The organism is Liquorilactobacillus vini DSM 20605, from assembly GCF_000255495.1.
Lineage (GTDB): Bacteria > Bacillota > Bacilli > Lactobacillales > Lactobacillaceae > Liquorilactobacillus > Liquorilactobacillus vini.
In genome coordinates this window covers 1-10,636 of sequence record NZ_AHYZ01000042.1, presented here as the reverse complement: position 1 = coordinate 10,636, position 10,636 = coordinate 1, and the positions used below count along the sequence as shown (strand labels likewise).

Genomic DNA, 10,636 nt, shown 5'->3' with positions numbered 1-10,636 from the left:
GTTTGTCAACAAGGAAAATCAGACAATTTAGTAACAAAATGATGATAATGTCTTGCACTTGTGGTTGATTTATTATAAAATCAAAAAGGTGTTTTGACACCAATTCACACCTTAGCAGTGGTTTTCAGGGTGCTCATTGGAGTCCTCAAAGCTAAACGTTAAGGGAGGAAAAAACAAATTTGGAGGTTTTAGAATGTCTGTTATAACTATGAAGCAGCTGCTTGAAGCTGGTGTTCATTTTGGTCATCAAACTCGTCGTTGGAATCCAAAGATGAAGAAATATATCTTCACCGAAAGAAATGGAATTTATATTATTGATTTACAAAAGACCGTAAAATTGATTGATCAGGCATATGATTTTGTCAAAAATGTTGCTGCCAATAATGGAGTTGTTTTATTTGTTGGAACTAAAAAGCAAGCACAAGATGCAATTGAAGAAGAAGCTAAACGTGCGGGTCAGTTTTATGTTAACCATCGTTGGTTGGGTGGGACCTTAACTAACTGGGATACGATTCAAAAACGAATTAAACGTTTGAAAGAAATTAAGTCAATGTCAAAAGATGGTACTTTTGATGTTTTACCAAAGAAGGAAGTAGCTCTTTTGGTCAAAGAAAGAGATCGGCTTCAAAAATTCTTAGGTGGAATTGAAGATATGCCGCATTTACCAGATGCTTTATTTATTGTTGATCCGCGCAAAGAACGGATTGCTGTTAAAGAAGCTCGTAAGTTGAATATTCCAATCATCGCAATGGTTGATACTAATGCTGATCCGGATGAAATCGATGTTAAGATTCCGTCAAATGATGATGCTATTCGGGCAGTTCGTTTGATTACCTCTAAAATGGCTGATGCAATTGTTGAGGCTCGTCAAGGTGAAGATCAAACTGAGGCCGACGATCTTAAAACTGCTGCTACAAAAAAAGATGACAAAACAGAATCAATTGAAGAAATCGTTGAAGCTGTTGAAGGAAACAATCAAAACAAATAAGATGCTGAATAATTAAAACTGAGGCTGTCTCGAACACGGGCATGTGTAGCCTAAAGTTTGAGCAGCCTTTAATTTAAGGAGGATTTATTAATGGCAAAAATTACTGCTAGTCAAGTCAAGGAATTGCGCGATAAAACTGGTGTTGGAATCATGGATGCTAAAAAGGCATTGGTCGCTGCTGAAGGTGACTTAGCTAAGGCAATTGATTTGTTAAGGGAAAAAGGAGTTGCCAAAGCTGCTAAAAAAAGCGATCGGGTTGCCGCTGAAGGTTTAGCTGATGTGGAAACAGTTGGCAATGTTACCGCAATTGTTGAGGTTAATGCGGAAACAGATTTTGTTGCCCAGAATGACAAATTTAAAGCACTCGTTAAGCTAGTTGCAGAAACGATCGCGAAAAATAAGCCAGTTGATGTTGCTGCTGCTTTAAACTTGCCAGTCGATGGTGTGACGATCAATGATAAAATTATTGAAGCGACTCAAGTGATTGGAGAAAAAATTTCTTTACGGCGTTTTTCAGTCATTGAAAAGCAAGCTGGTCAATCGGTTGGTTCTTATCTTCATATGGGTGGTAAAATTGCCACAATTGCTGTCCTTGATGGTGCTGACACAACGGTTGCTAAAGATGTGGCAATGCATGTGGCTGCAATTAATCCTAAGTATGTTGATCGTACTCAGGTTCCAGTAGCTGAAGTAGAGCATGAAAAAGAAGTGCTGAAACAAGAAGCGTTAAATGAAGGCAAACCAGCTAAGATTGTTGAGAAAATGGTTGCTGGTCGACTTAATAAATTCTTTGCAGAAGTTAGTTTGGCTGATCAGGAATTTGTTAAAGATCCAGATCAAACAGTTGCCAAATATGTAGCTTCAAAAAATGGAAAATTAGTTTCTTTTATTCGTTATGAAGTTGGCGAAGGAATTGAGAAAAAGGCTGATAATTTTGTTGAAGAAGTTATGAACCAGGTAAAAGGTTAAGATTTTATGAAACTTTTCAAGACTATCTGTTCTATTTATTTTAGAATAGGTAGTCTTTTTAGCAAACCGACGAATGAATTAAAGATATTAAATAGTCTGTTTTTATGGTAAAATAATAATAAATGTGCGTTGAAATACCTGCACAGATAATTATTTCAGAGGAGGGCCATCATGGTGGACGTCAAATATAAACGAATCGTATTAAAATTAAGCGGTGAAGCTTTAGCGGGAAAACAACAAGTAGGTATTAATCCTCCTGAAATCAAAAAGGTGGCTGCTGAAATTAAAGAAGTTTATAAAATGGGTGTCGAGATTGCAATCGTTGTTGGCGGCGGTAATATGTGGCGTGGTGAATCCGGTGCTCAAATGGGAATGGAACGCTCACAAGCTGATTATATTGGAATGTTGGCAACGGTAATGAATGCCTTGGCGCTTCAAGATAATTTGGAATCGCTAGCTGTTCCAACGCGGGTTCAAACGGCAATTGAAATGCGTCAAATTGCTGAACCTTATATTCGACGAAAGGCAATTCGTCACTTGGAGAAGGGACGGATCGTTATTTTTGCGGCGGGTACCGGTTCCCCATATTTTTCAACGGATACTACGGCTGCTTTAAGAGCTTCAGAAATCAATGCTGATGTGATTTTGATGGCTAAAAATGGCGTAGACGGAATTTATTCGGCTGATCCGCAAAAGGATGCTAATGCGGTTAAGTTTGATGAATTAACGCATTTAGATATTATTAATAAAGGTCTGCATGTCATGGATACAACAGCTTCTTCTTTATCAATGGATAATGATATTCCGTTGGTTGTTTTTAATATGAATCAACGTGGAAATATCAAACGTGTTATCCAAGGTGAACCAATCGGAACAACAGTGAAAGGAAAATAGAGATGAAGATCAACAATCCAATTATTCAAAATGCACAAGAAAAAATGAAAAAAGCTGAACAAGCGTTGCAGCGTGATTTAGGTGGAATTCGAGCAGGCAGAGCGAATGCAAGTTTGCTTAATCGCATTAAAGTTGATTATTATGGGGCACCGACGCCCTTAAACCAATTAGCTCAGATTACAATTCCAGAAGCGCGCGTTTTGTTAGTCAAACCTTTTGATAAATCAGCTTTAAAGGAGATTGAACGAGCGATTTTAGCTTCAGATTTAGGGATCTCACCGACTAATGATGGGACAGCAATTAGGTTGGTAATTCCACAGTTAACAGAAGAACGGCGGAAGGAATTGGCTAAGCAGGTTAAAGCTGAAGCTGAAAAAGGTAAAGTCGCCGTTAGAAATATTCGTCGTGAAATGATGGATGGTTTAAAGAAAGCTGAAAAGAATGGTGATTTGAATGAAGATGAATTACACAATTTTGAAGATCAAGCTCAGACAGTCACCAACCAAGCAATTAAAGCCGTTGAAGCGATCCAGGCAGATAAGGAAAAAGAGATTCTTGATGATTAGTCGAGTTAGTATTAAGGATTGCTTATTAAGTTACTGAACATTTGGAAAGCAACTTTGAACTTTTCAGATAATAAGTTATCTGAAAAGAAAAAAAGTTGTTTTTTTAAAGTTACAGGAGGTCGTAATCATGTTTTCCAATTATTTGCAAAATGATCCATTGCTGCCAAATGATGCACAACTTGATTTAAAAAGAATTCCACATCATATAGCGATTATTATGGATGGAAATGGGCGCTGGGCTCAAAAAAGGCATCTTCCACGGACAGCTGGCCATAAAGCAGCTTTAACGACTGTTAAGGAGATTACCAAAGCTGCTAGTGATTTAGGTGTTAAAGTCTTGACACTCTATACTTTTTCGACTGAGAATTGGAAACGTCCTAAAAGCGAGGTTAGTTTTCTAATGAGCCTGATTGCGACTTCTTTTAAAACTTTTATGCCAGAATTAATTGCCAATAATGTCCGCGTTTTCGTAATCGGTGAACTAACTGGGTTGCCACCTAAAACTTTGGCAACTGTTCAAAAAGCGATCAAGGATACGGCCAATAACACAGGGATGATTTTAAATTTTGCAATTAATTACGGAGGACGAGATGAATTGATTAAAGCAGCCAAAGATTTGGCAACTTTAGCAGTTAATCAGCAAATAAAGCCAGAACAAATTGATGAGCAATTATTCGCTGAGCATTTGATGACTGCTCAATTAGGTCAGTTTACTGATCCGGATTTATTAATTCGAACCAGTGGAGAAGAAAGAATCTCTAATTTTCTTTTATGGCAAGTCGCTTATAGTGAATTTGTCTTTTCAAAGGTTTTATGGCCAGACTATTCTCCAGCAGAATTGAAAGCAAATATTATTGAATATCAAAGCCGCAATCGTCGTTTTGGCGGCTTGAAAAAGGAGTAGTTTAATGAAACAACGTGTAATTACTGCAGTCATCGCTTTACTGATTTTTATTCCTTTAGCAATCATCGGTAAAACACCGTTCGACATTTTAGCGATTATCCTAGGTTTAATCGCCTTATCAGAGATCTTGATCATGCGGAAGAAATTATTAGTTTCCCCAGAAGCGTTATTTAGTGGTTTAGCCGCTTTTATGCTGTTAGTACCAACAACATGGCTTGGCTTTTTACCATCGAATAGCTCACGATTTACGATTTTTTATTTCTTGATGCTGGTCTTGTTGTTATACACTGTAATAACACGCAATCGTTTTTCTTTTGATGATGCAGCTGTCTTATTAATGGGTGGATTATTCATTTCGATGGGATTTCATTACCTGATGGCAGCGCGTCAAGCAGGGTTATCAACTTTATTTTTCTTATTATTAATTGTTTGGTCAACTGATACTGGAGCGTATTTGTTTGGCCGCAAATTTGGCAAGCATAAATTAGCCCCACATATCAGTCCCAATAAAACGTGGGAAGGATCGATCGGAGGGACCTTGCTAGCTTTGGTTGTTGGAATTATTTTCAATTTTATTTGGCCACAGATTACTAATTGGGCACTAGCAGCAGGTATGATTTTGCTTCTATCAATTGTTGGCCAGCTCGGCGATTTGGTTGAATCAGCTTTAAAAAGATTTTATGGAGTTAAAGATTCTGGTCGCATTTTACCTGGGCATGGCGGCATTTTAGATCGTTTTGATTCTTTGTTGTTTGTGTTGCCAGTTGCTCACTTTATGTTTTTGATCTAAGTTATTCCAGACAAACAAGGAAGGATTTGAGTAATGGTAATTACCATTTTGACATTTATCATCGTCTTTGGAATTTTAGTCTTAGTTCATGAGTTCGGTCATTTTTATTTTGCTAAAAAGGCTGGTATTTTGGTTCGTGAATTTTCAATTGGAATGGGACCAAAGATTTTTGCTCATGAGACTGCTACAACCACCTATACATTGAGGATCTTGCCCCTTGGCGGCTATGTTCGAATGGCTGGATTGGAAGACGATGAGGAGGAATTTAAACCTGGACAAATTGTTAGTTTGCAATTAAATCAAGCTGATCAAGTCAGTGTGATCAATACCAGTCAAAAGAAATTACTGTTTAATGGTATACCCCTGCAGCTCAGCAAATGGGATCTTACAGATGAGTTATGGCTAGAAGGTTATTTGAATGGTGATGATTCACAGCTCAAACGTTATCGGGTCAGTCACGATGCCTCAGTTATTGAAGAAGATGGGACAAAAGTCAGGATTGCACCACGGGATGTTCAATTCCAATCAGCCAAACTCTGGCAACGAATGTTAACTAATTTTGCTGGACCAATGAATAACTTTTTATTAGCGATTGTTGCTTTTGCTTTGGTTGCATTCTTGCAAGGTGGTGTTTACCAAACTACTAATCAAGTTGGAGCTTTTACCACTGATTCAGTTGCTCGCCAAGCAGGAATTAAAACTGGTGATCGGATTGTGGCGGTTGCTGGCAAAAAAACTAAAGATTGGCAGGCTTTGGCTCGAGAGATTAGTCGTCATCCAGGTAAAAAAGTTAAATTTACCATCAAACGTCAGCATCAGCTTAAACAGATTTGGGTCACGCCAAGAAGTGAACGACAGAATGGGACAAAAGTCGGGATAATTGGAATTGAAGCTAGTCAAGACCATTCATTTGCGGCAATTGCTGCTTATGGCTTTACGGCTAGTTGGAATTTATTAATAGAGTTGTTAACAGCTATTAAATCAATGTTTACCCAGGGATTTAGTTTAAATGATTTAGGTGGCCCAGTTGCAATTTATTCTTATACATCACAGGCTGCTAAATATGGTTTAACTAGTGTTATCAACTTATTAGCCTTTTTATCACTAAACTTAGGTGTGGTTAATCTTTTCCCGATTCCAGCTTTGGATGGCGGTAAATTAGTACTGAATGTGGTTGAAGCAATTCGTCGCAAACCACTATCACCAGAAAAAGAAGGTATTTTGACCTTAATTGGGTTTGGTTTTTTAATGCTTTTGATGATCTTGGTGACTTGGAATGACATTCAGCGTTACTTTTTTTAAATGAATTTTAAATTTTGAAATAAACAAAGGGAGATTTTTGTATGAAGCAATCAACAATGCTAATTCCGACGGTTAAGGAAGTTCCGAGTGATGCCGAAGCTCTTAGCCACAAGATGATGCTGCGAGCGGGTTATATTAAACAAATTTCAGCAGGAATGTATGCCTACTTGCCGCTGGCTTATCGCGTGATTCAAAAAATTGAAACTATTATCCGAGAAGAAATGGAAAAAATTGATGCCGTTGAAATGCTGGTTCCCGCAGTAATTCCGGCTGAATTATGGCGCCAATCAGGCAGGTATGAGACGTATGGCCCAGAGATGTTTAAATTAAAAGACCGCCATCAACGTGATTTTTTATTAGGACCAACACACGAAGAAACCTTTACAGTTATTATTAGGGATGCGATTAAATCTTACAAAAAATTGCCGTTGACTTTATATCAAATTCAAATGAAATATCGTGATGAGGATCGTCCACGATATGGTTTATTACGTGGACGTGAGTTTTTGATGTTTGACGCTTACTCATTTCATGCCGAAGAGAAAAGTCTTGATCGCGTGTATCATCAGATGGAACAGGCTTATGAACGAATTTTTGAGCGTTGTGGTTTGAAATTCAGAGAGATAATTGCGGATGTCGGTGCCATGGGAGGTAATGCATCGAAAGAATATATGGCAATGGCCGATGTTGGTGAGGATACAATTGTTTATTCAGATCAAAGTGACTATGCTGCCAATTTAGAAATGGCAAAAAATCAACGTTCCGACCAAAAGGTTCATGAAGCAATCGGAGAATTGCAAAAAGTTGCGACTTCAAATGCTAAATCGGTCAGTGAAGTTGCCAAGCTTTTGCAGGTTGATGAAAAAAGAGTTATTAAGACTTTATTGTTGTTTGCAGATGAGCAACCTCTGTTAGTCTTATTGCGAGGAACTGATGAGTTAAATAATGTTAAGCTTACTAATTATCTTGGTGTTAATGAAGTTAGGTTGGCTACAACAGAAGAAGCTAGGCAGCTTTTGGGAGCTGACTTTGGTTCACTTGGTCCAGTTGGTTTACAAGGAGCAGCCGCGAATTTAAAGGTCCTGGCTGATTTAGATGTCAAATTAATGGAAAATGCAATCGTTGGTGCTAATCAGAATGGTTTTCACTATTTAAATGCTAATCTTGGACGAGATTATCATGTCGCTGAATTCACTGATTTGAGATTAGTTCGTGAAGGCGAAATTTCACCTGATGGTCGAGGTAAGTTGAAATTTACCCGTGGAATTGAAATTGGACATGTCTTTAAATTGGGGACACGTTATACTAAGGCTCTTTCGGCAGATGTTTTGGATGAAAATGGCCGTCAGCAGCCGATTATCATGGGCTGCTACGGAATCGGCGTTTCACGTTTGCTTTCAGCAATAATTGAACAAAATTGTGATGAAAATGGTATTATTTGGCCAGAAACAATTGCTCCGTTTGATGTTCATGTCATTCCAATTAACCTTAAAAATGATGAGCAAAAAGCATTAACTGCTAAAGTCACTGGTCAATTAGAAGCAGCTGGCTACCAAGTCTTATTAGATGATCGGAAGCAACGGGCAGGAGTTAAATTTGCTGATGCTGATTTGTTAGGGCTGCCTGTTAGAATCACGGTTGGCAAAAAAGCGGCTGATGGAATTGTTGAAATAAAAATGCGTCGCAGTGGTGAGACTGTTGAAGTTAAGGAAGCTGAGTTAATCAGTACACTGGCGATTTTATCAAAGACGATGATTAAGAGATCTTAATAATTAAGTTTAGAAAGGATGCATGAGATTTGGGAATTGATCAGTACGAGTTATTTCAAAAATTACTGGATCAGCTCGCTTGGCATCCTGATTCAGATCAGAAGCTGTTAAAGCAAACAGCAATTGCCAAAGTTTTAATTCATCAAAAATCTCAACGTTGGGATTTTTACTTGAGTTGTCCACAAATTTGGCCTTATCAGCTTTTTGCTGAGTTTAATCAACAGTTGCAAACGGCATTTGCATCAATTGCTAAAGTCAAGGTACGTTTTAAAACTTCAGATCAAAACCGTATGTCAAATCAATTATTGGCTGATTATTGGAAATGGGTCATTAGTCATGCTGAGATCAATTCACCGCTGTTGCAAGAATTATTTAATCATAATCTGCCATATATCGAAGATGGTCGTGTCATAATTTTGGCCGATAATGAAATCATTAAAGATTTTTTGGTCAATCAGGCTTTAGGACCAATTGAAGCGGGTTATCAGGATTTAGGCTTCCCAAAGTTTGTGATCCATACAATGGTCGATCAGTCAAAATCCCAACAGAAAATTGAGGAGTTTAAGCAACGACAAGAGAAATCTGATGAGGCTTTAGCTCAAAAAGCTTTAGCAGCTATTCAGCAGCAATCACAACAAAAGAAAAAGTCAACTGCGGCACCGATTAAAGAAAATGGCTTAGTAGTTTTGGGCAAGCGGATCGATGCTGAATCAACAATGCAGTTAAGTGAAATTGAGCAGGAAGAGCGATCGGTTATTGTTCAAGGGTATATTTTTGATAAAGAAGTACGAACTTTGCGCTCATCACGTCAGTTGTTGATCTTGAAGATCACTGACTACAGCTCTTCGATTGTTGTCAAAAAATTTTCTCGCAATGAAGAAGATGAAGCGGCGTTTGCAGCCTTGGCAGAAGGTCAATGGGTCAAAGTTCGTGGAAATGTTCAAGAGGATAACTTTTTGCATGATTTGGTGATCAACGCCTATGATCTTAATCAAGTCACCCATCAAAAGCGTCAAGATACCGAGCCTGAGGATCAAAAGCGAATCGAGCTTCATCTGCATACTAATATGAGTACGATGGATGCAACTAATAGTATTACTGATTATGTCAAACAAGCGTCAGACTGGGGACAACCAGCAATTGCAGTTACTGATCATAGCGATTTACAGGCTTTTCCGGAAGCTCATGCTGCTGGAGAAAAGTTTGGTGTTAAAATCCTTTATGGGGTCGAAATCAATTTGGTCGATGATGGGATGCCGATTGCGTATAATCAACAGCATGTGAGTTTGGATGATGCTACTTATGTAATTTTTGATACTGAAACTACGGGTTTATCAGCCCGCTATGATAAAGTAATTGAGTTAGCGGCCGTAAAAATGCGCCATGGAGCTGAAATTGATAGTTTTGAAGAATTTATTGATCCCGGTCATCCTTTATCAAAGACAACAATTGAATTGACTAGTATCACCGATGAAATGGTTCATGGTTCAAAAAGTGAAAAGGAAGTTTTTCAACTCTTCCAAAAATTTTGTCAAGGTTGCATAATTGTTGGGCATAATGCCACTTTTGATGTGGACTTCATGAATACTGGTTACCAACGTCATCAACTGCCACTGATTTCTGAGCCATGGCTCGATACACTGCCAATGGCTCGACTCTTGTATCCCCAATTGAAGAGTTTTCGGTTGAACAAGTTAACCAAACTTTTAGACGTTAAATTGGAACATCATCATCGGGCGATTTATGATGCACGGGCAACGGGGTATGTTTATTTTGCAATGCTGAAAGCTGCACAAAAGAAGTTTAAGATTCATTTTCAAGATGAGTTTAATCAGCATATTGGTCAAAGTGCAGCTTATAAACATGAGCATCCCTATCATGCAACTCTTTTGGCAGCCAATCAGGCTGGTTTGAAAAACTTATTTAAGTTAGTTTCTGCTTCAATGATTAAATATTTTTATCGAGTTCCGCGAGTTCCGCGTTCATTATTGACCAAATATCGCCAAGGATTATTGGTGGGATCAGCTTGTGCTAGTGGTGAAGTTTTTACGGCAATGATGCAAAAAGGATACGATGAAGCCAAAAAAAAAGCTCGGTTTTACGACTATCTTGAAGTTCAACCTAAATCTATGTATCAACCGCTACTTGATCAAGAATTGGTAAAAAATGAAGCAGATTTGGAAGAAATTATTCATAATTTGATTCAACTGGGCCAAGATTTGCGGATCCCAGTGGCGGCAACTGGTGATGTGCATTATTTAAATCCAGAAGATGCAATTTATCGTAAAATTTTGATCAATTCTGAAGGTGGTGCTAATCCTTTAAACCGGCTGCCAGAATTGCCTGATGCCCATTTTCGGACAACTAATGAAATGTTGCAGGATTTTGCTTTCTTGGGAGAAACTGAAGCTAAAAAAGTGGTTGTTACTGGGCCTGCTGAAATTTCAGCTAAAA

Annotated in this window: 9 protein-coding genes; all 9 read left to right on the top strand. The window is 38.2% G+C overall.

Annotated elements, in window-relative coordinates; translation table 11 throughout:
* Positions 1–193: 193 nt before the first annotated feature.
* Positions 194–988 (top strand): 30S ribosomal protein S2, encoded by a 795-nt coding sequence (gene rpsB / locus ON15_RS02290; protein ID WP_010579860.1) that lies wholly within the window; start codon positions 194–196, stop codon positions 986–988.
* Between the two features lie 90 nt (positions 989–1,078).
* On the top strand, positions 1,079–1,957 hold the full coding sequence (gene tsf / locus ON15_RS02285; protein WP_010579859.1) for a translation elongation factor Ts: 879 nt from the start codon (positions 1,079–1,081) through the stop codon (positions 1,955–1,957).
* Between the two features lie 171 nt (positions 1,958–2,128).
* Positions 2,129–2,851 (top strand): UMP kinase, encoded by a 723-nt coding sequence (gene pyrH, locus ON15_RS02280; RefSeq protein ID WP_010579858.1) that lies wholly within the window; start codon positions 2,129–2,131, stop codon positions 2,849–2,851.
* A gap of 2 nt (positions 2,852–2,853) precedes the next feature.
* Positions 2,854–3,417: a ribosome recycling factor gene (gene frr / locus ON15_RS02275; protein ID WP_010579857.1), complete on the top strand. Its 564-nt coding sequence runs from the start codon at positions 2,854–2,856 to the stop codon at positions 3,415–3,417.
* Positions 3,418–3,544: 127 nt separating this feature from the next.
* Complete coding sequence (locus tag ON15_RS02270; RefSeq protein ID WP_010579856.1) at positions 3,545–4,321, top strand: isoprenyl transferase; 777 nt, start codon at positions 3,545–3,547, stop codon at positions 4,319–4,321.
* Between the two features lie 4 nt (positions 4,322–4,325).
* The gene (locus ON15_RS02265; protein ID WP_010579855.1) at positions 4,326–5,111 is read left to right on the top strand and encodes a phosphatidate cytidylyltransferase; all 786 of its coding nucleotides are present in this window, start codon (positions 4,326–4,328) and stop codon (positions 5,109–5,111) included.
* 33 nt (positions 5,112–5,144) lie between these two features.
* Entirely contained in the window at positions 5,145–6,413 is a 1,269-nt protein-coding gene (rseP, locus tag ON15_RS02260; protein ID WP_010579854.1) for an RIP metalloprotease RseP, read from the top strand.
* A gap of 41 nt (positions 6,414–6,454) precedes the next feature.
* Positions 6,455–8,182, top strand: coding sequence for a proline--tRNA ligase (locus ON15_RS02255; protein ID WP_010579853.1), 1,728 nt, complete (start codon positions 6,455–6,457; stop codon positions 8,180–8,182).
* Positions 8,183–8,211: 29 nt separating this feature from the next.
* Positions 8,212–10,636: PolC-type DNA polymerase III (locus ON15_RS02250; RefSeq protein WP_010579852.1), on the top strand; the 2,425-nt coding region annotated here is incomplete at its 3' end.

What these genes read in the sequence shown, in the direction of transcription:
- rpsB (WP_010579860.1), top strand. Translation starts at nt 194, where the DNA reads ATGTCTGTTATAACTATGAAGCAGCTGCTTGAAGCTGGTGTTCATTTT.
- tsf (WP_010579859.1), top strand. Translation starts at nt 1,079, where the DNA reads ATGGCAAAAATTACTGCTAGTCAAGTCAAGGAATTGCGCGATAAAACT.
- pyrH (WP_010579858.1), top strand. Translation starts at nt 2,129, where the DNA reads ATGGTGGACGTCAAATATAAACGAATCGTATTAAAATTAAGCGGTGAA.
- frr (WP_010579857.1), top strand. Translation starts at nt 2,854, where the DNA reads ATGAAGATCAACAATCCAATTATTCAAAATGCACAAGAAAAAATGAAA.
- ON15_RS02270 (WP_010579856.1), top strand. Translation starts at nt 3,545, where the DNA reads ATGTTTTCCAATTATTTGCAAAATGATCCATTGCTGCCAAATGATGCA.
- ON15_RS02265 (WP_010579855.1), top strand. Translation starts at nt 4,326, where the DNA reads ATGAAACAACGTGTAATTACTGCAGTCATCGCTTTACTGATTTTTATT.
- rseP (WP_010579854.1), top strand. Translation starts at nt 5,145, where the DNA reads ATGGTAATTACCATTTTGACATTTATCATCGTCTTTGGAATTTTAGTC.
- ON15_RS02255 (WP_010579853.1), top strand. Translation starts at nt 6,455, where the DNA reads ATGAAGCAATCAACAATGCTAATTCCGACGGTTAAGGAAGTTCCGAGT.